Genomic DNA, 26291 nt, shown 5'->3' on the forward strand with positions numbered 1-26291 from the left:
CCATAAACGCTAGTTAAAAGTGTGAAGCCCCTGAACCTTCCGTACAGCCGCCAGCTTATCCAGCCGCCGTCCGAAATCCTCCAGTTCCTCCAGGGATCCGTGGTGGTAGACTTCATAAAACTCGTTCTGGATATTCAGCATGGCATCCTCATATTCCTCTTCACCGCTGTAAAGATTCTGAAGATTATTTAAAATATCCGCCACCACCGAGGCCTTCTCCTGGAACAGCCGCTGGGCATCCACAATCTCTTCCCGGATCGCGGACATCTCACAGTCCAGGGCAAGAACTGCCTCCGCGGCTGTCTTTAACCGCTGAGCTAGAATCTCCGGAAGCTCCTCCCGGTATTTATAGTGGAGGGAATGTTCGATGGTCGCCCAGAAGTTCATGGCCATCGTACGGATCTGAATCTCCACCTGGATCTTATGCTTTCCGCTGGCGGTATACACTTCATAAAGGACATTGACATGATAGCTCCGGTATCCGCTTTCCTTTGTATGATTGATATAGTCCCGCTCGCTTACCACTTCCATGTCGCTGCGGCTGCGGATCAGGTTGACCACCGTGGCGATATCCTCCACGAACTGGCAGATGATCCGGATACCGGCAATGTCGTCCAGCCGTTCCGTAAATTCATCCAGGGGAATCCCCTTCCGCTGTGCTTTTTCCAGAATACTGGAAATCTTCTTGACCCGTCCCTGCACCGCCTCGATGGGGGAATACGTCCCGGATTCCCGGCATTCCTTTATGATATGGTTAAACTTCACCATCAGTTCCTCAACGGCAAGCTGATACGGTGCAAGTGCTTCTCTCCAAAGCTGAATTCTCATAAATGTTCTACACTCCTGTTTTCTCTTTGATGCAGCAGTCGTTCGCCAATGCATTTTTTACTGAGCATATACCGAACCATGGTTTCCCAGTTCTATTAGTATACCACAAAATAGTGATTGGGTGGTAAGGAATCTTATGCTCCTGCCAGACGTTTTAATACTTCAGTCAAAAACCGGTAAAACCGCTCCGTGGAAGAGATGGAAAGCCGCTCTCTCGGCGTATGGATATCCAGGATCTCCGGACCCATGGAAACGGCATCCAGTCCCGGGATCTTTGCCGCAAACAGGCCGCATTCCACTCCGGCATGAATGGTCTCCACCCGGGCCGCTTTTCCATACTGCTCTTCATAGACCTCACGGAGAAGTGACTGAAGCGGGGAATCCGGGCGGTATTCCCAGGCAGGATAATCGCCGGAGGTCTGAAAGCTTCCTCCTGCCAGATCCATGTACGCCTCCAGCCGCCGCATCAGTGCCTGCTTTCCGGACACGGAGGAGCTGCGCAGCAGACAGGAGACCTGTGCATTCGTACTGGAAAGACGCAGGATTCCGCAGTTCATGGAGGTTTCCACAAGACCGGGAAGCGCGCTGCTCATGGAGGAAACGCCGTCAGGCAGATTCCATAACCATGCACAAAGGCGTCTGAGCTCCGGACCGGTCAAAACCTGCCAGGGCCGTTCCGTCTGTCTGGTATCCATCATAAGCGCTTCGGAAATCCCGGTAATTTCTTCATTCGCTGTAAGCGTCATGGAAAGCGCCGGATCTGTACCGTGAAACCGCGCCCGCAGGTCTGCCTTGATAGCCTGCACCGCCTGTTCGGTCTCTGTCCGGTCCTCTTTTGAAACCAGCAGCTCCGCCGTAAAGGAGGTCGGAATGGCATTGTCCTGAAGACCGGCAGAAAGGCCACGCAGGGAAAGAGACGGAATCTCCTCCGTCAGACGGTTTAAGACTTCGCCCGCCAGGATCACAGCATTGGCCCGTCCGAACACAATATCAGTACCGGAGTGGCCGCCTGTCAGGCCGGAAAGGTGCAGCCCTACAGGGATTCCGGACGCTTCCGTTCTTTCAATGGGCAGCGTAAGATCATAACGGATTCCTCCGGCGCACCCGGACAGAAATACCCCTTCGTCCTCAGAATCCAGGTTCAGAAGAACGGAGGACTTCAGATCGCTCATATCCATGGCAGAGGCGCCGATCATTCCGATTTCTTCATCAGAGGTAAAGACGCACTCCAGCGGCGGATGGATCAGCTCCTCCGAATCCAGAATCGCCAGCGCCATGGCAACAGCAATGCCGTCATCCCCTCCCAGAGTCGTTCCGTCTGCAGTCAGGTAATCACCATCCGTCTTTAAATGAAGGCTTTCGGTTCGGAAATCATGGGAAACACCGGGATCAGCCACGCAAACCATGTCCAGATGGCCCTGAAGCATAACCGTGGGAGCCTGTTCAAAGCCCCTGCTGCCCGGTTTTCGGATCACCACGTTCTGGTATTCATCCCGCCTCCAGGAAAGACCATGTGCCTCGGCAAAGGCCGTGCAGTAATCGGCGGCTTCCTTTGTATGTCCGGATTCCCGCGGAATCCGGGATAATTCCTCAAAATAGTGAAAGACCTGTTTCGGTTCCATATAGTCTCCTTTCCGGGCGGCATAGGACGCCGTCCCGTAACATAAACTGAAAAAAAGCGAAAGGACAGGATTTTGAAACGACTGCTGTTTTCCCTTGGGACTGTGCTGTTATTTATCCTCTGCCTTTCCCGTCCGTCCATTGCCGTCTCCGGGGCGTCTGCCGGTCTGGCACTGTGGTATTCCAGCGTTCTTCCGGCTCTTCTGCCCTGTATGATCCTTTCCGGGTATTTAACTGCCTCCGGACTGTTCCGCCGTCTTCCGCCGTCCGCCCTTGCGCTCACTGTGGGCTGGTTCTGCGGTTATCCCATGGGTGCCAAAACCGTGGCCTCCCTCTGGAAAAAGAAACGGCTGTCGGAATTCCAGGGCCGCAGGCTTCTGTCACTGGTAGGCGAACCGAGTCCCATGTTCCTGAGCGGATTCTTATGCTCCGGAATGCTGCGGATTCCGCCGGAAAAGGCTCTGGTTTATATGCTGAGCGTTTATCTGCCTGCTGTGATCTTTTTTGGAATACAGACTGCGGCAGAAGCACGTCGGACACGGCAGACAGCTTCCAGCCTGCGGACATCTTTGCCAAAACAGAAATGTCCCGCCTCCAATGAGCACAATGTTTTGGGATTATTTGAAGAAAGCATGACGGACAGCATGATCCTCATGGCAAAGATCGGCATATATCTGATGCTCTTTACCATGCTCTCCTACTTTCTTACCTCCTGGTCTGCCCATCCGGTGTTTCAGTCTCTTTTTCCAGGAATCCTGGAAATGACCTCCGGAACCGCCTTTACGATCCGTGCCGGTCTTTCCGAACGGCTGACCGTTTCACTCTGCTTTTCTTATGCGGCCTTCGGCGGCTGTTCCATCCTGGCACAGACCAAAAGTGCATTAAAGGGAACACCGTTTTCCATCCGGCGGATCGGATGGGCGAAGCTGCTGCAGGCAGCAGGGACCTTTCTGATGATTTACGGGTTTTATCCGATGCTGCAGAGATAAAACAGCGTTATCTGAAAACATAAAACAAGGGGATACCGTTCAGAGTATCCCCTCCTGAGTTCTCTTTTGTCATCAGCCAAGCATATCGGTATTGATACCGCCGTCTTTCTTCTGGTCGGCCGCCGGCTTGCTTTCCGTGTTCTTCGGCTCAGCCGCTGCCGCCGCTTCTGCTGCTGGAACCTGCAGCTCACTGCGGTTATTGGTCACCACATCCAGGTTTGCCTGGAAGGAATCGATGAACGAACGGAACTTTTCGTTTGCCTGCTCCATGGTGCGGTTCATAATGGTCTGAAGCGTTCCGAGCATTTCATCGGTGTAACGGATCGCGCCCTCACGGATATTGTCGGAATCCGCTACGGCACTGTCAACCACCTGCTGAGCGCTGGCATTGGCCTGCTCCATAACCTGTACCGCCTGCTGGTTTGCCTGTTCCACCACCTCATTTGCCTGCTGATATGCCTGATCCAGTACCTGGCCGGCCTGCTGGTTTGCCTGCAGGACTACTTCGTGTTCGTTTACCAGAGCGGCAGTGTGCTGTTCGGTCTCGGCAATGATCTGATTGGCCTGCTCCTGCGCCTGGGCAAGAATCTGCTCTGCCTGTGCTTTCGCATCCTTTACGATCTGATCTGCTTCTTCCTGAGCGGAGCCGGTGATGGCATCCTTATTGCTGATGATCTTCTGATATTTCTTGATCTCATCCGGAGTCCGGAGACGAAGCTCCACTAAAAGCTCTTCCATCTCATCCTTATCCACGATGATCTTCTTGTTGTTGGTAAATGGCTGCGGCTTGCATCCATCAATGTATTCTTCAATTTCACTGATCAACTGTTCGATTCTGCTCATGGTTCGTTCCTCCAAGTTTTCTTATCGGTCATAATACAGAGCCGTTCCTGCTTAGGCCCGGTTCCGGATCATGGACTGCCCGATGGCTATTTAAATTTTTCCAGTACTCTTGGCAATACAGACGGCGGCACAAACGCCGAGATATTTCCGTGATATCGGGCAACCTCCCGTACCGTACTGGAACTTAAATACGCATATTTTAAGTCTGTCGTCAGAAACATCGTATCCAGTTCCGGACACATGATACGATTGGTCTGAGACATCTGCAGTTCATATTCAAAGTCGGTGATGGCGCGAAGTCCGCGGACAACGGTCTGCGCATGGCACTGAACCGCAAAATCCACCAGAAGTCCATCAAACGAGGTGACTTCCACATTGGACAGATGAGCCGTCACATTCTTTAACATAGTAACACGTTCCGCAACAGAAAACAACGGATTTTTTGCGCTGTTATTCAACACGCCTACAATGAGCTTGTCCACCATTTTAGAAGAACGCTCAATGATATCCAGATGTCCAAGGGTCACGGGATCAAAGCTTCCCGGGTATACAGCGATTCTCATACGATGTTAAAGCTCCTTCATTTCGATAAAAACATGTTTATTGGTTTTATAGTTCTTTTCCCTCACGATCTGGAAAATGGTTTCCTCTTCCACGTAGGAAAAATCTGTCTGAAGCGATGCCTCCACGATGATCGTAGTCATTTCATCCGCCAGACGGGAATGAGACAGCGCCATAAGCACCTGACGCTCCAGTTCTTTTCCATAGGGCGGATCCATGAAGATCAGGTCAAAGGGCTGTTCTCCGGAATCCTCCAGTCTCCGGAGCGCAGTCAATGCGTCGCATTCCATTACAACCGCATCCGGTTCCAGGCGGGTAAAGGAAAGGTTCTGGCGGATACAGTCCGCCGCCTTTTTATTGTTTTCCACAAATACACAGGCACTGGCTCCGCGGCTCAGCGCCTCGATTCCAATCCCCCCGCTTCCGGAAAACAGATCCAGAAACCGACAGCCGGTAATCTCTGTCTGAAGCATATTAAACAGCGTTTCTTTGATCCGGTCAGTCGTCGGCCTGGTGTCGAGACTGTCCAGTGTTTTTAAAGGAAGCCGCCTGGCTTTCCCTGCAATTACTCTCATGTTGATTCCTCGTTTTATTTGATTTTAAACAGACGAAAAGACTCCTCTTTGCAGATCCATGCATATCTGTGCGAATGATCTGAGGTTCTGCGTCTGTCACTACGTTATTATAATATGATTTTCCTCTTCAATCAAGTGGCATTTTCCGTTAGAAGATTCTGACAGAAGACGCAGATCTTCCCAGTGTATTATTCCTTCTCAGGCACATAATAAGGGTGTACCAGATAACAACCGAAAAGGAGGTGCTTCACATGTCTGGAAAAAACACAGGAAACAGCAATCAGGTCAATGTCCCTGAGGCAAAAGACGCGATGGACCGTTTTAAGATGGAGGTTGCCAATGAAATCGGCGTTCCGTTAAAGAGCGGTTACAACGGCGACCTCACTTCTTACCAGAATGGCTCCGTAGGCGGCTATATGGTCAAGAAAATGATTGAGGAACAGGAAAGACAGATGGCCGGAAAGTAGGCCGTCTTTCCCGGGGAACAGCCATGCAGAGAAACCCTGCATGGCTGTTTCTCTTGCAATATTTTTAATACAGATCCCTTCTCAGATGCTTTAATACCGGAATCTGTTCCCGGACCTCCTTGATCTGAGACAGATCCAGCGTTTTCTCCAATACACAGGGTTCTTCTCCTGCCTGGGCCAGAACCTCGCCCCAGGGAGAGACGACAATGGAATGTCCATAAGAAATATAGGAGGCGGTTTCATCGGCTGCAGGAGCGGCTCCCACCAGAAACAGCTGATTGTCCAGCGCGCGGCTGCGAAACAGCAGCTCCCAGTGCTTCGGCCCGGTGGTACGGTTAAACGCTGCCGGACAGAATACCAGGTTCGCACCACGGTCGGCCATCAGCCGGAACAGCTCCGGAAACCGGATATCGTAACAGATGCAGACCCCAACAGGGCCGAATTCCGTCTGAAAAACCGTAGCCTCGTTTCCGGGGCTTAGCGTTTCAGATTCTTTAAAATACTGGCCGCCCTTCACATCAATATCAAACAGATGCACTTTCCGGTGCTTTGCCAGAAGACTTCCGTCCCGTCCGAAAACCAGAGAGGTATTATAGATCCGGTCTCCTTCGCACTCCGGTATGCTGCCGCCGATCAGATAAACCTGCGCTTCTTTTGCCGCTCTGGAAAGCCGATTTGCACTTTCTCCATCTGCGGTCTCGGCATACACGGGAAACTGGCTCGTTTCATAGGGGCTCTGGAACATTTCCGGCAAAACCACAAAATCTGCTCCCCGGCTGCCTGCCTCACGGATTTTCTGTTCCGCCATGGAAAGATGCTCCTCCTTTGGTGCTCCCGTATTCATCTGGATCACAGAAACCCTGCACAACGTATGATTCATCAAACTCTGATTCCTTTCTGCCGGCTCCGGCAAAGTACAATCTTGAAAACCGGAAACAGTCATGCTATACTTTTTGTGATGATATCCGGGCAGCCGAAACAGATTGTCTGCTGCCGGTATCTTCCGGTGATGTGCCAACCCACATTCTTTGTTTTGACTTTAATTCCAGGGGGTACGATTCATGAATGAAACAACAAAAAAACCAGGTCTGTTTTCCCGTCTGATCGATCATGTCACCGGCTGCATGGGGCCGATCATTCCGGTTCTGATCGCCGGGGGGCTGGTAAAGCTGATCGTATTGATCCTTACCATGACCGGTCTTCTGGCCGAAGGCACCACAACCGAGCAGGTACTTTCCCTCATTGGTGACGCGCCTCTTTATTTTCTCCCAATGATCCTTGCCTATACATCTGCCGTTCAGTTTCATGTGAATCCGGTGATCGCCATGTCAGCCGTCGGTGCCATGCTGAGTCCGACTTATGTGGAGCTGGCTTCTTCTGCGGAAAAGCTGACCTTCGCCGGTCTGCCGTTTGTAAAAGCAACCTACGCATACAGTACGATCCCTGTGATCCTTCTGGTTGCCGCCATGATCTGGATTGAAAAGGGAGTACATAAGCTTCTTCCGAAAGCGGTAGATGATGTTCTGGCGCCGCTGGTAATCCTTCTGATTTCCTCCCTGGTCGGATTTCTTGCAATCGGACCGCTCGGAACTCTGATCGGAAATCTTCTGGTCGGTATCATCGACTGGCTTCAGATTCATGCACCTGCTGCCGCATGGGCTGTTTTTGCAGCAACCACACCGCTTCAGGTCATTACCGGAACCCACTGGGTCTTTATTGCGACCTGCATCAGCCAGCTAGGCGCTGTCGGTGTGGATAACGGAATTCTGGTCGGGTTTTTTATCTTATCACTGGCCATGGCCGGAACCGATTTTGCCGTGTTCCTGAAAACGAGATCTGCTTCCGCGAAGAAAACAGCGCTGAGCTGCGGAATCACAATCCTGCTGACCGGCGTTTCCGAACCGTCCATTTTCGGTGTAGCCTTAAAATATAAACGGCCACTGATCACGACCATGCTTGCCTGTGCCATCGCCGGACTGTTCCAGGGCATTGTCACGATCCACGCCTACATCTATGCGTTTCCGGCCATTCCCTCCTGCCTGATGTTCTCCGGCGAGCCTGGAAATCTGGTAAAGGCACTGATCGCCGGTGCCATCGCCCTGGCGAGTGCCTTTGTTCTTACCCTCCTCTTCGGCGGAAAATGTGAAGAACCGGATGCAAAAAAAGAAGCAGACGCTTAACTCTTAATCATTCCCCGGATCAGAAGCCCAGCTCCTCCCCCACTAAAATAACCTTTACCCGGCCCGCGGGACGGCAGTTTCTGGTGATCAGGATCTGATTGCAGATGCAGGCGGGGGACTTGCAGTCGGCGCACACGCCGGTTTCCGTACAAGGTGTTTTTCCGGGAACACGGAAATGATTTAACGGGGCAGCGACCGTTCTTACGCGGGTAAGCGCATCCTCTGCTGTCCTGGAAATCTTATTGATCCCGGCGACAACGATCACATGCTTCGGGCCGAATACCATGGCGGCTACCCGGTTCCCCGTTCCGTCCACATTGATCAGCTCTCCGTCCTCGCTGATGCCGTTGGTGCTGGTAAGATAATAATCAGCCAGAAGCCCTTCATGATGAAGCTTATCTTTTTCTTCCGGACAGGCCGCCTTGTCCCGGTCGATGGCACGGTAGTTTCCGTTATTGACCGCCTCGGTCAGACCAATTTCCCGGATGGTCACAGAACCGCCCCAGGACACTGAGCTTCCCTCTTCAATGAGACTTAATGCCAGCTCCTTCGCCTCCGCTCCTGTGGCACAGTAATATGCCTCAAATCCCCTGGCTTCCAGGGCTTTCTTTACGGATTCTCCTCGTTTCTCTGCAAATTGTTCTCTTGTCGTCATAATCCTTCCTCCCTTTTCCTGGCTGAATCCATTCTATGCCAGATAAACCTCCGATCGTACTTATTTCAAAAATCCGATAAAATGGAATGTTTGTTACTTATTATAACAGACCGGATCTGTAGGTTCCATAGGATTTTATATAAAAGGACTAACCTTTCCCCGACAGAAACCACTGCCCCTGATAAATGCCCTGCTCTTTCATATCATGCAGCAGAGTATTTAACACCCTCTTTTTATCGGTGCTCCATAACGGTGCGATCAGAAGCCGCTTTGGTCCGTCGCCGGTGATCCGGTGGACGACTGTCTCCGGACGGAGAGCCGCCAGCGCGGAAAACAAAAGATCCTCATATTCCGGGAAGGTCAGAGCGTGGACACCGTCCGCCTCGTATAGCTTCGCCAGGCGGGTTCCTTTTAAAATATGGAGAAGCTGGAGCTTGACCCCGTCGATTTTCTGCTCATTCAGGTAACGGATCGTGTTTAACACCTCTTCCTGTCCTTCACCGGGAAGGCCCAGGATCACATGGGCAATGACCGGGATGTTCCGATGCCTCAGCGCGGCCCGCGCTTCCGTAAAGCAGGAAGTATGATAGCCGCGGCCGAAAAAATCGGCGGTCCGGTCGTCAGCGGTCTGTAAGCCAAGCTCGATCCAGACCGGCTTTTTCTGATTAAGCCGTTCTAACAGTTCCAGAACCTCCGGCGGCAGACAGTCCGGACGGGTTGCAATGGAAAGTGCCTCGATCCCGTCTGTATCTATGGCTTCGGTAAAGATCTTCTCCAGATATTCCACCGGCGCATAGGTGTTCGTAAACGCCTGAAAATAGGCGATGAATCCGTAGGGCTTTGTTTTGGGAAGCTTCCGGCTGATCCGGTTCTTTGCGAGAGACAGCTGTTCGGAAACGGAAAATCTCCGGTCCTCGGCAAAATCTCCGGAACCTCCTGCACTGCAGAACATGCAGCCGCCGGTTCCCACGGTTCCGTCACGGTTGGGACAGTTCATTCCGCCATCCACCGAAAGCCGGTATAATTTTTTTCCAAATGTCCGCTGAACCTCCCAGTCCAGGGAATGATATGGCTTATCGTCCCAAAGCCTGCACATCGTACTCATAATGACAGCAGAAGCGTTTTTAATTCTTCCACGGTTTCTGCGATATTATCGGCGCCGGCCTCTTTCAGTTCTTCTCTTCCGCCAAAGCCGTAGCAGACACCGATAGACGGAATATGATTTTCCTTTGCGCCTGAAATATCATGCTTCCGGTCTCCCACCATGATAACCCTGCCGTTTGTCTCTTCTTCTCCAAACTGCCGGAGCGCTTCTGTGATGACCTCGCCCTTTTTCACACGGGTTCCGTCCAGTTCACTTCCGATGATGCGTTCAAAATAGCCATCCAGGTGAAAATGCTCCAGGATTGGAACGGCGAAAACACTGGGCTTTGAGGTGGCAACGCCGAGATGCTTTCCGGCAGCTTTTAATTCCGTTAACAGCTCGGGGATTCCTTCATAAACCTCATTTTCAAACATGCCGACGGTTCCGAACCGCTCCCGGTATTTGGCGACGGCTAACAGCCCCTGCTCCTTTGTAAAGCCGCAGGTTTCCATATACATATCAAGGAGCGGCGGCCCGATAAACGGCGTCAGCTCATCCAGCGGAGGAGCTGGATAACCGAGTGCCTCCATGCCGTAACGGACGCAGCGGGTAATTCCCTCCTTTGGATTTGTCAGTGTTCCATCCAGGTCAAATAATAGAAAATCGATCATACTCTTACTCCTCAAAAAGACCCTCCCGCCTGAGATTCCAATGAGACGGAAGGGTCTTTGATGTTAATCCATAGATGCTTTGATGGCCTTTGCCAGTGACTCCACCTGTACAAGCTGGGTTTCCTTCAGGGAGGATTTCACCGTCAGTCCCTCTTCCAGAATGGTCATATTCTTCATGGAAGCAAAGACCTCCCTCATCTGCTTGCCGGCTGTAGCTGCCCAGGTACCGTTTTCGATGACCGCAACAGTACGGTTCTGAAGATTATGAGCCTTCAGCTCAGAAAGCAGGGTCTCCATGGGAGTAAATACACCGCCATTGTAGGTCGAAGCCGCAAACACCAGATGACTGCAGCGGAAGGCTTCCGCCAGAACATAGGAAGGATCGGTCACGGACACATCGTACATGGCAATATTTTTCACACCGAGATCCGCCAGCTTTCCGGCCAGAACCTCTGCCGCATTCTGGGTATTGCCGTAGATGGTTCCATAGGCGATCAGAACGGCCTGCTCTTCCGGCTCATACTTGCTCCAGGTGTCATATTTTCCGATAAACCAGCCCAGATTTTCTCTCCATACGGGACCGTGGAGCGGACAGATCCTCTTAATATCCAGTCCGGCAGCCTTCTTTAACACAGCCTGTACCTGAGGACCGTATTTGCCAACGATGTTGGTTAAGTACCGTCTGGCATCGGGGAGCCATTCCGCCTCGAAATTCACTTCATCGGCATAGAGATTTCCGTTCAGTGCACCGAAGGTTCCGAAGGCATCCGCAGAGAACAGCGTTCCATCGGTGGTGTCGAAGGTTACCATGGCCTCCGGCCAGTGCACCATGGGCGCCATAACAAAGACAAGCGTATGGTTTCCGGTGTTCAGGGTATCCATTTCCTTCACCAGAACAGTTCTGGAATCCACGTCAAAGGTGAAGAACTGCTTTAACATGGTAACAGTCTTGGCATTGCATATCAGCTTCACATCGGGATAGCGGAGCACCACATCACCAATCGATGCGCAGTGATCCGGTTCCATATGGTTGATTACCAGGTAATCCAGAGGACGTCCGCCCAGGACATGCTCCAGATTCTCGAAAAACAGTCCGCTGATGGATGCGTCTACCGTATCGAGAAGCACTGTCTTTTCATCCATAAGGACATAGGCATTAAAGGAAACGCCGCGGGGAATCGGATACACATTCTCAAACAGCGCCAGCCGGCGGTCACTTCCGCCGACCCAGTAAAGATCTTCCGTGATAGCTTTTACGTTATACATGATTGTCTCCTCCTGTCAGTTTTTCCATGGAATACTGGGATGTTCGATTCCCTTATCCCTAAGCATCAGATCGGCAACTGCGTCCGATGCCTTCTTCTGTTCAAATAGAATCTTATTGATTTCTTTTGTGATTGGCATGGATACTTCATATTTATCGGCAAGCTTTGCGGCAGCCTTGGCACTGTAAACGCCCTCTACAACCATGTTGACCTCCCGCATAGCCTCTTCCATGGTCTTGCCCTGTCCCATGAGGATTCCGGCGCGGCGGTTCCGGCTGTGCATGCTGGCACAGGTTACAATGAGATCCCCCACACCGCTCAGGCCATACATGGTTTCCATGTGGGCCCCCATTTTTAATGCCAGTCTTGTCATCTCTGCCATGCCTCTGGTAATCAGCGCTGCCTTGGTATTGTCGCCGTAACCGAGGCCGTCTGCCACACCGGCCGCGAGGGCAATGACATTCTTTAAGGAGCCGCCCAGCTCGATCCCCATGATATCCGGGCTGGTATAGACACGGAATACCGGGCACATGAACACGGTCTGGATAAACTCTGCGGTCTTCTGTGTTCTGGCACCGGCCACACAGGTTGTCGGAAGTCCGCGGCTTACCTCCTCCGCATGGCTGGGTCCGGAAAGAACAGCCACATCTGCCTGGGGGATTTCCTCCTCGATCTGCTCGCTCAGGGTCATTAAGGTGCTTTCCTCAATGCCCTTTGCCACGTTAACGATGATCTGATTTTCTGCCACATAGGGCTTCATCTTCCGGGCGGTCTCTCTTGTGTAGACCGACGGAACTGCCAGAACAACGAGCTCCGCACCGCGGATACAATCCAGATCTCCGGTGATTTCAATGGAATCCGGAATTATGATGCCGGGAAGATTTTTATGAAGCCTGGTTTCCTGCAGTGCCTTCCGGTCCTCCGAAAGCGCCGACCAGACCGTTACCTGCTGCCCCTTTTTATCCAACAGGAGCGCCAGCGCCATGCCCCAGGTGCCCGCTCCGATCACTGTTACCTTTGTCATGCTGTCTCCTCTTTTATGATTTCTTTGATCCGAACTTGTTCTCTGTTCCGTTTAACAGCCGCCTGATATTGGCCCGGTGGCGCCAGTATGCCAGCGCCGCGAAGGCGATCACGACAAAATAGGATTCCGTCAGGAATGCCCCGTGAAGAGGCAGCAGTCCGGCAGCTCCCAGTCCGATCCACATACCAAGAAAGATCGTAACAACTAAAAGCGATCCGATGGACACGATCCTGGTTAAGCCCACACTGATAATAAAGGCCGCCAGGCAGACCAGGGTGATCCGCCAGTCCATGGTGATGATCACGCCGGAGGTGGCTGCAATACCCTTTCCGCCTTTAAACTTCAGATAAAAGGGAAAGTTGTGACCAAGGACCACACCAAAGCCTCCATATAACATCAAAAGAGGAGCCATATCCGGATTTCGGTGTCCGTAAATACCCTTGATCAGCAGGCAGAGGATAATGGCCTTCAGAAAATCGCCGATAAACACGATGACTCCTGCTTTCTTTCCAAGCACCCGAAGGGCATTGGTGGTTCCGGAATTTCCGCTCCCGTACTGGCGGATATCCTTGTGTACGATCTTTCCGTAAAGATAACCGGTCTGGAACAGGCCGAACACATAGCCGGCTGCCAGACAAATCAAACGTTCCATATTATTCTTTATCCTTTCTCTCCCGTGTAATGAACTTTAAGGAAGTTCCCTTGAAGCCGAACGCTTCGCGGATCTTATTTTCCAGATATCTGGTGTAGGAAAAGTGCATCAGCTCCTTGTCATTGACAAACAGCACGAAGGTCGGCGGCTTTACGGCCACCTGGGTCATGTAAAAGATCTTTAACCGGTGTCCTTTATCCGACGGCGGCTGCTGCATGGCAACTGCTTCCATCAGGATCTCGTTGAGCACGCCGGTGGCAATCCGCATGTTCTGATTCTCGATGACCGCATCGATGTGGTCGAAGAGCTTCGGAAGCCGCTGTCCCGAAAGGGCAGAGATATAAAGAATATCGGCATAAGGCATGAACGACAGGATCTCGCGGATCTTGGAAGAAAACTTGTTGACCGTATTGGTATTCTTCTCAATGGCATCCCACTTGTTGACCGCGATGATGATGCCCTTGCCCCGCTCATGGGCGATTCCGGCGATCTTGGCATCCTGCTCGGTCACTCCCTCGGTAGCGTCGATGACAAGAACCACCACATCGGCACGCTCCACGGCGGTGACCGTACGGATAATGCTGAACCGCTCCAGCTCCTCCTTGATCTTGTTTTTCCGGCGCAGCCCTGCGGTATCGATAAACACGTATTCTCTGCCGTTTCGTTTTATGGTTGTATCAATCGCATCTCTTGTCGTTCCGGCAATGTTGGAAACAATGACGCGGTTCTCGCCGAGAAGCCGGTTGATGATGGACGATTTTCCGACATTGGGTTTTCCGACAATGGCGATCCGGGGACGGTCATCCTCCTCGTCCTCTCCGCTTCCTTCGGGGAAATGCTTGACCACCTCATCCAAAAGATCGCCGATCCCCAGTCTGGAGGCCGCAGAAACAGGAACGGGATCACCGATTCCGAGATTATAAAATTCATAGACATCCGGCATATATTTGGCGAAGCTGTCCACCTTGTTAACAGTTAAGATCACCGGCTTTCCGGAGCGTCGGAGCATATCTGCCACCTTGGAATCGGAATCCACCAGTCCCTGGCGGACATCGGTGATGAAAATGATCACATCGGCAGTCTGGATCGCAATTTCTGCCTGCTCCCGCATCTGGGAAAGAATAATATCCTTTGCGTCCGGTTCGATTCCTCCGGTATCGATCAGGGTGAATTTTTTATCCAGCCAGGTACAGTCTGCATAGATCCGGTCTCTGGTGACACCGGGGGTGTCCTTGACAATGGAGATCCGGTCTCCCGCCAGTACATTAAATAACGTTGATTTTCCTACGTTGGGGCGGCCCACAATGGCCACGATCGGTTTACTCATTAAGATTCTCCTTTATTTCATAAGGGCGGAAGCGTTCTGCCACATCGGGGCTGTCCATGCCCATGAGCGCAGACACGAACGCCTGTCCGCTTGATGTTACCATATAGATTTTGGTCTGTAAAGCAGCCTGTACCTCCTCCAGGGTTATATCATCCAGGAATACGGTCTCACCGCTTCTTAGCATATTTTCCGGAAGAAGCAGGGCTTCTCCCAGCTCTTTTCCGGACAGAGCATGGATCAGATCCGTTCCGGTGATCAGTCCCGATACGGTGATCAGAGGTCCGAAATACTGGTTTTCAATGGGAAACACCTGCACCGTAAGCCCCGGACAGGCCTTCATAACCTGAGAAGCCAGCGCTTTGATAACGGGCGCTGCCAGCTTTCCGGTGGCAATGGAAACGATCCGGTTTTTTTCGTTTTCCGCCCATGAACGGAGCATCGTTCTGTCTGAAAGTGCTTCCTGCACCTCCAGCTCCAGAAGCCGCATCATGCCAACGCCGTTTTCCAGCTGGAGATATCCGTCATAACGTGCTTCTTCCGGAAGTTCCCGCCCGGTCATGAGATAAAATTCGTCACTGGCATGGATAAAGTGGGTTCCGAAGGTCTCATAAAAATGGCGCTGCCAGCGCTCGATCCGGTCAATGGTATCCTCCATGTCTTCCTTTGTCAGCGGCTTCAGGGGATACAGGCCGTCCCGGAATTTCGTGAGTCCCACAGGCACCACCGAAACGCTCTGCATATAAGGCAGAAACTGCTCCAGCTCCCTGATGGTATACTCCAGCTCCTCCCGGTCGTTGATCCCGCGGCATAACACGATCTGGCCATTCATCTCAACACCGGCATCGCGGAGGCGGAACAGCTTTTTCAACGCATCACCGGCAAACCGGTTATGGAGCATTTTACAGCGGAGCTCCGGATTCATGGTATGAACAGAAATATTGATGGGGGCCAGGTGATAGGCGATGATCCGGTCAATATCCCGCTCGCTCATATTCGTCAACGTGATATAATTGCCCTGCAGAAACGACAGGCGGCTGTCATCATCCTTAAAGTACAGCGTTTCCCGCATTCCGGGCGGCATCTGATCAATGAAACAGAACATACATTTATTCCGGCAGGACCGATACTCATCCATGAGCCCGTTTTCAAAGGTCACGCCGAGATCCTCGTCCTCATCCTTGTCCACCTCCAGAAGCCACTCCTCCCCGTCTTCCTTCCGGACAAGCAGCTCCACATAGGTATCTTCCATATAATACTGATAATCAAAAATATCCTCCAGCCTGTGACCGTTGATCTCCAGAAGCGTATCTCCGGGGATAAGCTCCAGCTCCTCAGCCAGGGAGCCCTCCGGAACACAGGTAATGACATGTCCTGTTTTTTTCATAAAATTTCTCCGCTTATACTTCGTTACATCGTTCCTATCATACCAATATTTGCTTTTTTTGTAAAGCTTGTGTGTGTTTTTATACTTGCGCAAACCGTCTGAAAATGTTATAAATAATGGTAATGTGTGCAGGTGATCTGCGTCCGTTTCAGACCCTGTCCGAAAAAATTTTCAACTGGAGGCTCGTAATGTCCAACGATTTTACCTTTAAAAATACAATTCCCGTAGCGCCGTTAAAGCTCTGTGCGCTGGAGAGCTGCCGTTCCTTTGCGGAGGAAGTGGACAGGCACATCGTTACCTTCCGGAAAAATGATACGGAAGAGCTGCTCCGTCGTCAGGCAAGCCTAGAGTACCGCGGTTACGACTGCGAATCCTATCTGCTGTCAGCATCCTGCCCCCGGTTCGGAACCGGAGAGGGAAAAGGCGTGGTTCATGAATCTGTCCGCGGAACCGACCTCTTTATCATGGTGGACGTGGTCAATTACAGCTTAACCTATACGGTGTGCGGTCATCAGAATCATATGTCGCCCGATGACCATTATCAGGATCTGAAGCGCATCATCGGCGCGACCATCGCCAATGCCCACCGTGTCAATGTGATCATGCCGTTCCTTTATGAAAGCCGCCAGCACAAGCGTACCAAGCGGGAATCTCTGGATTCTGCTTATGCACTGGAGGAGCTTTCGAACATGGGAGTGGAAAATATCATTACCTTTGATGCCCACGATCCCCGTGTGCAGAACGCGATCCCGCTTCATGGTTTTGATAACTTCATGCCCACCTACCAGTTTGTAAAGGCAGTATTCGAGCGTGATAACGATATCCAGATCGACAAGGATCATCTGATGGTCATCAGCCCTGATGAGGGCGCCATGGGCCGTGCTGTATACTTTGCCAACAACCTGAATGTTAACATGGGTATGTTCTACAAACGCCGTGACTATACCAGAGTAATCAACGGAAGAAATCCCATTGTGGCTCATGAATTTCTGGGGGATGATGTGACCGGAAAAACGATCATCATCGTGGACGATATGATTTCCTCCGGCGAAAGTATGCTGGATACCGCCAGAGAATTAAAGGACCGTCATGCCGATAAGGTCATTATCTGCTGTACCTTCGGACTCTTTACCGATGGCTTTGAGAAATTCGATGAATTCCACCAGAAGGGCTACTTCGACTATGTAGTGACCACAAACCTGAACTACCGTCCCGATGAGTTGAAAACAAAGCCCTGGTACATTGAGGCAGACATGACCAAGTTCACGGCCGCCATCATCAATACCATCAACCACGATCAGTCCATCAACAACATCATTGATCCTTCTGCAAAGATCCAGAAGCTGATCTCCCGCTACAACGCAGCAAGAAGCGAGCAGTTCAGGCAGCTGGAGTTGAATCTGTAACATTGCCGGATTGCATATGATCCACTTAAAACCTGTAACTGATAAATCTGCCGGAACCACGATTCTGTGATTTCCGGCAGATTTTAAGTTAATACAAACGTTATCTCTTATCAATCAAAATTTTATCGGATTTTAACCAGCCTGGCCCGTGCATGTCCGCTGCATAACCGTTTATTTGTCGGCAAACAGAAATTCCTCTCCCTCTCTTCCGACCCTCTGTATCCGGTCACGGTACGGCTCGGAGAGCGGATCGGCCAGAAGCTTGTCGATCACCGAAGGATCTCCCCAGAAGTGCATGGGAAATACGGCTTTTACATCGACCGTCCGCATAAAAGCATCAAAGCCCCAGTAATACCGCTCCTCCTGTCTGGGATCCAGCGGCACAAAGGCCACGTCAAAGATCCGCCCACGAAGCTTCTCCATCTCCCTGAAAAACCGGTTTTTCATATCCTCATACTCTTCGCTCATTTCTCCGATCCAGGTCCACCAGTTCAGATCCCCGGCATGATACAGGCGGACACCCTCACAGGTCACCAGAAACGCCACACCCGCATCGGTGGAGGTCAGCGTCTCAACGGTTAAAACCGGTGATTCCGATTCAATCTGCACCAGCGGTTTCTGATCCGCTTCGTCCGGCGAAACCGGCTCCGCATTTCGAAACTTTCTGGTCTGCTCTTTTCCGATAAAAGTCACCAGAGACAGGCGCTCCTTCGGAATTCCGTGGCGCTCCAGATAGGCCGGGCTCAGATGAATATCCCGGGAAAGGATATAATGAATCCTCGGATACTTCTCTGCCAGCGAGAAAATCTTTAGATCAAAGTGATCCTGGTGCTTATGGCTGGCAAATACATAGAGCGGCTTTTCTTTTGGAAAATCCGGGATCGTTCCTTTAAAATAATCAAAAAGAAATACTGCATGAGGAAGCTCCACAGCAAAGGAGCTATGATGAATGTACGTAATCTTCATAAAGGCCTCCGTATTTTCGTTTCAGATAATCCGTATAGTACACCGGGTTTAAGGGTTCTCCTGTAATCTCTTTTAACAGCTCTTCCATCGAGCGGGATGCCCCGTATTTGTGGATCCGTTCTCTCAGCCAGGACGCGATCATGCCGGGCTTTCCGTCCCGAAGTGTTTTTTCAATATCGAACTCTGTATTCATCTTATGATAAAGCTGCGCTGCCATGGCATTTCCGAGGGCATAGGACGGAAAATATCCAAACTCGCCCATGGCCCAGTGAATATCCTGTAAAACGCCCTCCGCGGCTGTCTTCGGACGGATTCCGAGATACTGCTCATACTTATCAGCCCAGGCGGTTTCCAGCTCATATACGTCCAGACTTCCGTCAAACAGCTCCTTTTCCAGCTCGTACCGGATCACGATATGAAGACAATAGGTTAATTCATCAGCCTCTGTCCGGACAGGACCTGGAACGGAACGGTTAATGGCACAGATAAAGGCCGGAAGAGGAATGCCGGAAAGCTGCTCCGGAAACAGTTCCGTTAATTTTTCATACAGCGGAGTCCAGAACGCTTCGCTCCGTCCCAGCATGTTTTCGTATAACCGGGACTGGGATTCATGAACCCCGCAGGTTCCGCCTGCCGCAGGAGTCTGCGTCACCTCGTCACCGTTTCCGAATTCAAACAGTGCATGTCCGGTTTCATGAATAGTGGAGAAGATGGCACTTTCCAGATTGTTCTCATAATAATGGGTCGTGATCCGCACATCGTCCTTATGGAGACTGGTCGTGAAGGGATGTTCACTCTCGGCAAGGACGCCACGGCTGAAATCAAAGCCCAGGTAAGCTGCCAGATACCGGTTGAACTGCCGCTGCTTCTCGATCTCATAGGAGCGGAATAAAAAGTCATAGGGCGGCTGGATACCGGTTTCGCGGATCTTCTTTACCAGCGGAATCATCGACAGCTTTAAGGCTTCGAAAAAGCGGTCCAGCTTTCTGGTCGGGAAGTCCTCCTCAAACTGAACCAGCAGTGCATCATAAGGACTCTGACCCGGCTCTGCCTGGAGGGCGGCAAATTTCTTTTTTGTCTCCAGGATTTCGGTTAAAACGGGGGCAAATACGGAAAAATCATTCTTCTTTTTTGCCTGTGTCCATTTTCCGGTGGATACGGAGAGCAGCTCGGAAAACTTCCGGTACTCGTCCTCCGGGATTGCCGCCAGCCGCTTCCGTTCCTTTTCAATGATACGAAAAATCCTCGTTTCGGTATCCGAAAGTCCCTTGCTCTGCTTTGCTTTTTCCAGAAGCGCCCCGGTTTTTTCCGAGGTTAAAAGCGTCTGATAGGAGGCCGAAATCCGTCCTACCACGGCAGCGGTCCGTACTGCCCCGTTTTCCGGCGCAGCTGTTTCGTTGTCCCAGTCAAATAAGACAAGGGTGGTCTGGAGTGCATTCCATTCCTCCAGAAATGCCTCATATTCCTTCTGTAATCCTTTTTCCATTTGTCTGCCTCCTGCGGAATCTCTGTCGGTGACCAGAGTCTAGTGAAGCGGCCAGAGCCCCTGTTTTTTTAACTCCTGGTATTCCTGATAGGCCTGCTCCAGGATCTGCCTTTCGTTCTGGAACTTCAGGAGATGATACACTTCGTAATACTTATAATACCCAGAATCAAGAAAATATTCCTCCCGCTGAGGCTTGCTGTAATAGCTGTCCGCCGCCATAAGATACCAGTGGACATCCTTTTCCACGGTATCCTGGGGAATATGAAAGGAATACTGACTCTTTCCCACATACCGGGCAATGGAGGCCTGAACGCCGGTTTCCTCCCGCACCTCCCGAAGCGCCGTCTCCTCGTAAGACTCTCCCGCCTCTACGGTGCCCTTCGGAAGGACCCAGCCTTCATACTTGTTTTTATAATTTTTATACAAAACCAGTATCTTCCCCCGGAAGATCACCACGCCTCCGCAGCTCACTGCCTCAATCATTCCCATTCCTCCCGGTCTGTCCTTCTGCTGTGCGCTCTAACGATTAAAATAGCCCTCAAAAATCTTTTTTGCACCTTTCGTCGCCACCGAACCGCCAATGCCACCGTTTTCATACACAATGCTTACAACGATCTCCGGATTCTCTGCCGGGGCAAATCCGATAAACCATGCATGGCTGTCTTCCTTATTTGAATTAAACTCTGCCGATCCGGTCTTTCCGGCCACCTGATAGGAATCGGACTGAAGAGACGGACTGGTTCCCTCATTGACAACCGCCACCATAAAGTTGGTCAGAGTTTCCGCTTCCTCCGCAGACATAAGTTTTCCGGCTGCTGTCGGCGTAAACTGTCTTACAATCTTTCCGTCCGGGCTTTCTACCCGGTCGATGGCATAAGGCGACATCATGGTTCCGCCGTTGGCAATGGTTGCCGCGATCAGGGCATTGTGAATCGGCGAAATCATAGTTTTTCCCTGCCCGATGGCTGTCTGTACCCGCTCTGCAAGGCCGGAATTTCCATCCAGGACAAAGGAGCTTTGCTTATATCCTAAATTATCCTGAAGCGGAAGTCCTTTGTTGAACAGAAAGCTTTCACAGAGGCTGTGCAGACTGTCCGGATTGATCTGTTCCCCGATGGTTGCAAAGGAGGTATTACAGGAGTTCGCCAGAGAAAGGCGCAGATCCAGCATTCCGTGTACATGACCGTCAAAGCAGTTCATAACTGCGTCACCATATGTCATGGAACCGGTACATTCATATCGGTAATCCTGCCAGGTTGCGGGATTCTCCCGGATATAATCCAGCGCTGTCAGAAGCTTAAACGTTGATCCCGGCGGATAAAGGCCCTGAGTTGCCCGGTTTAACAGATTGGCATCGGTGTTTTCCTCGGAGGTCAGCGCCGCCCAGTTTTCCGCAACGGTGTTGGGATCATAGTCGGGCTTGGAGACCATGGCGAGGATCTTTCCGGTCCCCGGCTCCAGAATCACACAGGCACCGTTGTATTCTCCCAGCGCATCATAAGCAAGCTGCTGGAGATACGGATCCAGCGTTGTTACCACATTGTCTGCCGGATTTTTGATATCCTGGGTCTCGTTGCTTACCTGGTCCATCAGATTTAAATGGGTCGTCAGAAGGTACTGGCTGGCCGACGCCTCCAGGCCGGTCTGTCCTGCATCGGAATATCCCACAATATGAGCAAACAGATTGGCATACGGATATTCCCGAATCTCGTTTCCCTCAGAATCCTCCGTCGTCCGGGCAAGGACTTCCCCGCCGCTTCCCCGAATTTCCCCGCGGACTACTTTTTCCGAAAAGGTGTCCAGTCTTGCATTATACGCGCTGTTGACGGTACTGCCGCTTTTCACGATCATGAAATACGAAAAATACCCGATCACCGCCAGAAACATCAGCGTAAAGCATACACTGGCGATCCGGATTTCCCGGTTTACCTTTTTAGTACGTTTTTCGACCTTCCGGATTTCTTTTTCTTCCCGTTCCTGGGTTTCCAGCGCCTGCCGGACCTGCTCCATATCTTTTTTTGTATACTTCTCGTCTGCGCCGCTCCAGTTTTCTTTCCTGTTCAATGCGATCCACCTCGTCCTGTTTTAAGATGTAGAGTCCCTGTATGATTCCAAACATGATAAAGGTACTTAAAATCGAGCTTCCTCCGTAGCTTACAAAGGGAAGCGTAATTCCGGTCGAAGGAATAAACTTGATCACTCCTCCGATATTTAAAAACACCTGGGCACCGTATACGGCGGCAAGCCCGAATGCAATAATCTTGTAAAACATGCCGTCCATCCAGGTGGAAATCCATAAAAACTGAAGAAGACAGCTTAAACAGATCAGGATCAGTGCAATGGCAAAGACACCGCCCATTTCCTCCGAGATGGCAGAAAAGATAAAATCCGACCGCACAACAGGAATCGTGTCGGGCATACCCTGATACAGACCGCTTCCAAGCCAGCCGCCGCTTCCGATGGCAAATAAGGACTGGAGGATCTGCCAGCCGTCTCCGGTGGGATCCGCCCAGGGATCACGCCATACCTGTACACGGGTCCGCACATGAGAAAAGACCTTATAGGCCAGCACCGAAGCAGCGCTTCCGGCCGCCAGACCTCCAAACAGGTACAGATAGCTCCGGGTCGCGACGAACAGCATAAGAAGATAGGCAATGAAAAAGATCAATGCCGCGCCGAGATCCTTGGAGGCCACTAAAATCAGCACATGAAGCGCCGCCACCGCCGTTGTGACAACCACACGCCTGAAACTGATACTGGTCTGAAACATAGACGCCACGAAAAAGACAAAGGAAATCTTTACAAACTCCGATGGCTGGAGAGAAAAGAATCCGCCGATGTTGAAGGACAGATTTGCACCGAACTGCGTCCGGCTGAACAGCATGATCGCCCCCAGCGCCGCCACTCCGATGGCCGCATACAGCCAGCCGAACCGCCACAGATAGCGCATTTTCCGAACCACCACCGGTACCGCCATGGCAAGAGCCGCCGCTGCGACGGTAATGATGAACTGGCGCACCGCCCGCTCCACACCCAGTCTTGTCAGCATGATGAAGCTGATGGCAAGGAGCATACAGGTGTTGTTCACCAGCAGTCTTGAGGATTTCTTATAAATGACCCGAAACAGGACCAGATACAGGATAAAGAAGACCACCTGTGCCAGATAAAAGGTCAGGATGATCGTTTCTCCGGTATAAAGAATGATCGCCAGATAGCCGGTCAGATGCAGCATAAACATACAGAACAGCTGAAGAGCGCAGTCCCGGTTCCGCTTTTTATGGGTTTTCATTCTGAGGTAATGAAAGGTTGACAAGGTATACAGAAGGATCAGTACCAGCATAATATACTTTGTCACCTGGATAATAAGATTTGTCACGTGTGCACCTACTCCACTCCCCGTCTGAAATGGCCTCTCGTCCATGCAGACGGCTGATATTCCGGTTGTTCCCCGTAAAGGGCAGTTTCATACGCTCCGATCACCGCACAGGCTTCGGAACGTGTTTCCGTTGTAAGCTGAAGTCTCAGAAGCTCCGGACCGAGTTCCAGAAGTGATTCCATCTGATCCGCCAGCCACAGCGGTTCACTGTTATAGATCACATTATAGCAGAACCGGCAGAAATTTTTTACCGGAAAATGCTTGTTTTTCCGGTCCGTAAGCATCGTAAGGCCCGGCTGCTTCCGGCACTGCCCGCCGGTCTTTTTCAGACACTGGGCCGATACCATCATGGGCAGCCGTCCGTACACGATCAGCTCGCTTCCTGATAGCCCCCTTGCCTTCAATTCCCGCTCATTAAGCTCGATGGGAGCTGTATCGGAAGAAAAGCCAAAATCACGATAAACCGTGCGTGCTTCCTGATTGAAGGTATAGAGGGAATGATCGGCGATACAGCACCAGTCCGCTCTGCTGATCTCCGATGCATGGATCAGTGGAATTTCATCGATCACCCGCACCAGAAGCCCGTCTGTCTCCGGCGTCAGCCATTTTTCACGGTTTTCCATGAGAAGTTTTTCTGTATCACTGCGGCAGATCTTTGGAAGCGCCGGAACATATTCCTTTCCGGCCCTGTGGCAGGCTTCTGAAAGCGCCTGGAACCGATCCCAGCCAATCTGCTCCAGCGATACATAGATCCTCGAAACAGAACGGAAGGAAAGGGCCGCCAGAACCTGTTCCTCCGTATCACAGAGAACCGAAAGGCGGGGAATACGGGGAGACTGTGCTTCCCGGTTCTGCCGGTCTTCACGTTGGAAACTGTCCGTCTCCTGCGTTTCAGCCAGAGCCTCCCGATGAGATTGATTCTCATTCTGGTCTGTTTCTTCCTGTTTCCTGCGATACGGGCTTAACAGTGCTTCCGTCAGCTTCTCCACGGCAGCACGGCGCAGCTCGTTCAGAGCCCCCACCGGAAGAAATCCCGTTCCATCGGTGATAACCTGCAGTTCTTCCAGATCAAAGGGCGTGCCTCCCAGCTTTCTCATCTGCTTTTCCAGATCCGCTTCGGTCATAGGCCGGTTCTTTGCCGCAAGAACCACCGGTCCTGTCTGTTCGATTGGAATACCGTTACAGCTTAAAGACAGTTTAACAGGAAAATCTTTGGAAAAGATTAAGGTTCCCTTGATTTTTTCTTTGATTTCTTTTTCGACATAAGCCTTATCCAAGGCCGTCATCCGCGCTTCATCAATCTGGCGAAACGTCGGTTTTTCCGGAAGCGCCACCATGGATTTCCCGTTATGAGTATGGAAATAGCCATCGGAAAAACCGCCCCGGTCAAACAGCTCCAGAAGGAATTCCCGGTCGGAAAGGTCAGCCTTTAACCCCTTGCTCCCTGCCTGCTGATACTGATCCACATAACGGCGGTACACACTTGTGACACCTGCCGTATAGCGGGGGCTTTTCATACGCCCCTCGATCTTCAGGGAACAGACTCCGGCATCCAGAAGCTCACCAAGGGAATCCAGCCCGCAAAGATCCTTCAGATTCAGAAGGTAATCGCCTTCCCGCAGATGCTTCTTTTTTCCGTTTTCCAGTAACGCAAAGGGCAGTCTGCAGGGCTGGGCACAACGTCCGCGATTTCCGCTTCGGCCGCCAATCATGCTGCTGAACAGACACTGTCCGGAATAACAGTAACAAAGCGCTCCATGAACAAAGGTTTCAATCTCCACATTGACCGCGTCATGGATCTTTTTAATCTCTGCAATGGAAAGCTCTCTGGCCGTCACAATCCGGTCTGCACCAAGACGCTTTGCTGTCTGCGCTCCGTTTACACCGGTAATGGTCATCTGAGTGCTGGCATGAAGCCGGAACTTTGGAAATTCCCTCCGTACAAAATTCCAGACACCAAGATCCTGAATGATCAGTGCATCCACTCCCGCCTCATACGCGGGAAGAAGATAATCATACAGCTCCCGCTCCATCTCCGTTTCCTTTAACAAAGTATTGACAGTCAGATACAGCTTCCGGCCATGAAGATGGACATAGTCCAGAGACGGAAGCAGCATATCCTGTCCGGTGCTTTCTGCATAAGCGCGGGCTCCGAACCGGGCTCCGCCCATATAGACGGCATCCGCACCGGCATTCACGGCTGCCTTCAGGCTTTCAAAGGAACCTGCCGGCGCCAGCACTTCAATCTCCTGTTTTCGCATATTTTTTTTGTGTTCCACCATTCCGTTCTCCCTCACCATTCTGAGCTTCTCTGAAACATTTCCTCCCCTTCCGCCACAGTGCGGCTCCGGTGGAGCGCTTTTCGTTTCACCGGACGGATTTTTCCATGAAACATAGAAAACGGGGCTGCGCTGCCTGCTGCCCCATTCCCGTGTATCCTTCGTTTCAGTCTGTATTGGTTCCGTCCGTATGGTTCCCTCGACTGGCTTCTTCAATCTGATCCATTTTACTGCGGAGCTTTTCCAGCTTCATCTGAACCGTGACAAGCTGGTGCTTCAGTGCATACAGCTCTTTTTCCTGTGCCTCTGCGGTTTCCTTCACCTCTGCCAGCTCTTCTGCTGCCTTAAAATAATCGTCCGCCACGTTAAGCTGCATTAAAATATTCTGATAATCCGGTGTCTGGCGCAGAAAGCCATCGATCTTACGAAGCTCGCTGTTCTTTCCGTTCAGATATCCGGCGATCCTTTGCAGATATTCTTCACTTTCATAGCCGCCCAGCGTATAGACTTTTCCGGCAATGATCACATCTGTATAATTCCTGGAATCCATTCCGTTTTCTCCTCATGTTCTCGGCCTGTGCCGATCTTTCTTTTTATTATAAAGGGTAAACTCCTAAAAGACAACTGAAAAGAGAGAGATCTTTCGCAGATTC

Annotated in this window: 25 protein-coding genes; 4 read left to right on the forward strand and 21 right to left on the reverse strand. The window is 51.4% G+C overall.

The features are described from left to right. Nucleotides 1-9 precede the first annotated feature (9 nt). Together ACTQ3K_RS00720 and ACTQ3K_RS00725 are read right to left on the reverse strand one after the other, a co-directional pair. Nucleotides 10-828 (reverse strand): GTP pyrophosphokinase, encoded by an 819-nt coding sequence (locus ACTQ3K_RS00720; protein WP_441564745.1) that lies wholly within the window; start codon nt 826-828, stop codon nt 10-12. A gap of 134 nt (nt 829-962) precedes the next feature. Further along, nucleotides 963-2450 (reverse strand): aminoacyl-histidine dipeptidase, encoded by a 1488-nt coding sequence (locus tag ACTQ3K_RS00725; protein ID WP_441564747.1) that lies wholly within the window; start codon nt 2448-2450, stop codon nt 963-965. 72 nt (nt 2451-2522) lie between these two features. Between ACTQ3K_RS00725 and ACTQ3K_RS00730 the strand changes: the two genes are divergently transcribed. Further along, nucleotides 2523-3437, forward strand: a complete 915-nt coding sequence (locus ACTQ3K_RS00730) for a hypothetical protein (RefSeq protein ID WP_441564749.1) — start codon at nt 2523-2525, stop codon at nt 3435-3437. A gap of 72 nt (nt 3438-3509) precedes the next feature. Here the strand turns inward: ACTQ3K_RS00730 and ACTQ3K_RS00735 are convergent, their stop codons facing one another. The 3 genes from ACTQ3K_RS00735 to rsmD form a co-directional block, all read right to left on the reverse strand. Continuing rightward, entirely contained in the window at nt 3510-4280 is a 771-nt protein-coding gene (locus tag ACTQ3K_RS00735; protein WP_441564751.1) for a vacuolar family H+-ATPase subunit H, read from the reverse strand. Nucleotides 4281-4366: 86 nt separating this feature from the next. Next, entirely contained in the window at nt 4367-4843 is a 477-nt protein-coding gene (gene coaD, locus ACTQ3K_RS00740; protein WP_441564752.1) for a pantetheine-phosphate adenylyltransferase, read from the reverse strand. Between the two features lie 6 nt (nt 4844-4849). Then, nucleotides 4850-5416, reverse strand: coding sequence for a 16S rRNA (guanine(966)-N(2))-methyltransferase RsmD (gene rsmD / locus ACTQ3K_RS00745; RefSeq protein ID WP_441564754.1), 567 nt, complete (start codon nt 5414-5416; stop codon nt 4850-4852). Between the two features lie 251 nt (nt 5417-5667). Here rsmD and ACTQ3K_RS00750 point away from each other — a divergent pair, with 251 nt between their 5' ends. Further along, complete coding sequence (locus tag ACTQ3K_RS00750) at nt 5668-5883, forward strand: small, acid-soluble spore protein, alpha/beta type (RefSeq protein WP_441564756.1); 216 nt, start codon at nt 5668-5670, stop codon at nt 5881-5883. A gap of 64 nt (nt 5884-5947) precedes the next feature. Here ACTQ3K_RS00750 and ACTQ3K_RS00755 read toward each other — a convergent pair whose 3' ends face one another. Next, nucleotides 5948-6763 (reverse strand): carbon-nitrogen hydrolase family protein, encoded by an 816-nt coding sequence (locus ACTQ3K_RS00755; protein WP_441564758.1) that lies wholly within the window; start codon nt 6761-6763, stop codon nt 5948-5950. 181 nt (nt 6764-6944) lie between these two features. On the opposite strand from ACTQ3K_RS00755, the gene ACTQ3K_RS00760 reads away from it, so the two are divergent. After that, nucleotides 6945-8063: a PTS transporter subunit EIIC gene (locus ACTQ3K_RS00760; RefSeq protein ID WP_441564760.1), complete on the forward strand. Its 1119-nt coding sequence runs from the start codon at nt 6945-6947 to the stop codon at nt 8061-8063. A 19-nt stretch (nt 8064-8082) separates the two neighbouring features. Here ACTQ3K_RS00760 and ACTQ3K_RS00765 read toward each other — a convergent pair whose 3' ends face one another. From ACTQ3K_RS00765 to ACTQ3K_RS00800, 8 genes are all read right to left on the reverse strand, one after another. Beyond that, on the reverse strand, nt 8083-8718 hold the full coding sequence (locus tag ACTQ3K_RS00765) for a lactate utilization protein (RefSeq protein WP_441564762.1): 636 nt from the start codon (nt 8716-8718) through the stop codon (nt 8083-8085). Between the two features lie 148 nt (nt 8719-8866). Continuing rightward, entirely contained in the window at nt 8867-9814 is a 948-nt protein-coding gene (locus tag ACTQ3K_RS00770) for a TIGR01212 family radical SAM protein (protein ID WP_441578587.1), read from the reverse strand. A 5-nt stretch (nt 9815-9819) separates the two neighbouring features. Then, nucleotides 9820-10473 (reverse strand): HAD family hydrolase, encoded by a 654-nt coding sequence (locus ACTQ3K_RS00775; protein ID WP_441564766.1) that lies wholly within the window; start codon nt 10471-10473, stop codon nt 9820-9822. A gap of 63 nt (nt 10474-10536) precedes the next feature. Further along, nucleotides 10537-11739, reverse strand: coding sequence for an FprA family A-type flavoprotein (locus ACTQ3K_RS00780; RefSeq protein ID WP_441564768.1), 1203 nt, complete (start codon nt 11737-11739; stop codon nt 10537-10539). A 15-nt stretch (nt 11740-11754) separates the two neighbouring features. After that, the gene (locus tag ACTQ3K_RS00785) at nt 11755-12762 is read right to left on the reverse strand and encodes an NAD(P)H-dependent glycerol-3-phosphate dehydrogenase (protein ID WP_441564770.1); all 1008 of its coding nucleotides are present in this window, start codon (nt 12760-12762) and stop codon (nt 11755-11757) included. A 13-nt stretch (nt 12763-12775) separates the two neighbouring features. Further along, nucleotides 12776-13414 carry a glycerol-3-phosphate 1-O-acyltransferase PlsY gene (gene plsY / locus ACTQ3K_RS00790; protein ID WP_441564772.1) on the reverse strand — a complete coding sequence of 213 codons (639 nt, stop codon included), beginning with the start codon at nt 13412-13414 and terminating at the stop codon, nt 12776-12778. Between the two features lies 1 nt (nt 13415). Next, a complete protein-coding gene (gene der / locus ACTQ3K_RS00795; protein ID WP_441564774.1) occupies nt 13416-14741 on the reverse strand; it encodes a ribosome biogenesis GTPase Der in 1326 nt (441 codons plus the stop codon). Beyond that, a complete protein-coding gene (locus ACTQ3K_RS00800; RefSeq protein ID WP_441564776.1) occupies nt 14734-16125 on the reverse strand; it encodes a DUF512 domain-containing protein in 1392 nt (463 codons plus the stop codon). Before ACTQ3K_RS00800 ends, der begins: the two co-directional genes overlap by 8 nt. A gap of 188 nt (nt 16126-16313) precedes the next feature. On the opposite strand from ACTQ3K_RS00800, the gene ACTQ3K_RS00805 reads away from it, so the two are divergent. Further along, entirely contained in the window at nt 16314-17531 is a 1218-nt protein-coding gene (locus ACTQ3K_RS00805) for a ribose-phosphate pyrophosphokinase (RefSeq protein WP_441564778.1), read from the forward strand. Nucleotides 17532-17702: 171 nt separating this feature from the next. Here ACTQ3K_RS00805 and ACTQ3K_RS00810 read toward each other — a convergent pair whose 3' ends face one another. The 7 genes from ACTQ3K_RS00810 to zapA form a co-directional block, all read right to left on the reverse strand. Beyond that, nucleotides 17703-18497, reverse strand: a complete 795-nt coding sequence (locus ACTQ3K_RS00810) for an MBL fold metallo-hydrolase (protein WP_441564780.1) — start codon at nt 18495-18497, stop codon at nt 17703-17705. Further along, nucleotides 18472-19983: a carboxypeptidase M32 gene (locus ACTQ3K_RS00815; protein ID WP_441564782.1), complete on the reverse strand. Its 1512-nt coding sequence runs from the start codon at nt 19981-19983 to the stop codon at nt 18472-18474. The genes ACTQ3K_RS00810 and ACTQ3K_RS00815 overlap by 26 nt, the downstream gene beginning before the upstream one ends. Before the next feature lie 39 nt (nt 19984-20022). Then, complete coding sequence (locus ACTQ3K_RS00820; protein ID WP_441564784.1) at nt 20023-20466, reverse strand: NUDIX hydrolase; 444 nt, start codon at nt 20464-20466, stop codon at nt 20023-20025. A 36-nt stretch (nt 20467-20502) separates the two neighbouring features. Then, nucleotides 20503-21993 carry a peptidoglycan D,D-transpeptidase FtsI family protein gene (locus tag ACTQ3K_RS00825; RefSeq protein WP_441565206.1) on the reverse strand — a complete coding sequence of 497 codons (1491 nt, stop codon included), beginning with the start codon at nt 21991-21993 and terminating at the stop codon, nt 20503-20505. Next, the gene (locus tag ACTQ3K_RS00830; protein WP_441564786.1) at nt 21917-23359 is read right to left on the reverse strand and encodes an FtsW/RodA/SpoVE family cell cycle protein; all 1443 of its coding nucleotides are present in this window, start codon (nt 23357-23359) and stop codon (nt 21917-21919) included. The genes ACTQ3K_RS00825 and ACTQ3K_RS00830 overlap by 77 nt, the downstream gene beginning before the upstream one ends. A gap of 8 nt (nt 23360-23367) precedes the next feature. After that, nucleotides 23368-25641: a peptidase U32 family protein gene (locus tag ACTQ3K_RS00835; RefSeq protein ID WP_441564788.1), complete on the reverse strand. Its 2274-nt coding sequence runs from the start codon at nt 25639-25641 to the stop codon at nt 23368-23370. A 163-nt stretch (nt 25642-25804) separates the two neighbouring features. After that, the gene (gene zapA / locus ACTQ3K_RS00840; RefSeq protein ID WP_441564790.1) at nt 25805-26188 is read right to left on the reverse strand and encodes a cell division protein ZapA; all 384 of its coding nucleotides are present in this window, start codon (nt 26186-26188) and stop codon (nt 25805-25807) included. Nucleotides 26189-26291: the final 103 nt, after the last annotated feature.

The sequence above is a fragment of the Candidatus Paralachnospira sp. LCP21S3_A2 genome (assembly GCF_052118925.1).
In the GTDB taxonomy this organism is placed as follows: Bacteria; Bacillota; Clostridia; order Lachnospirales; family Lachnospiraceae; genus Lientehia.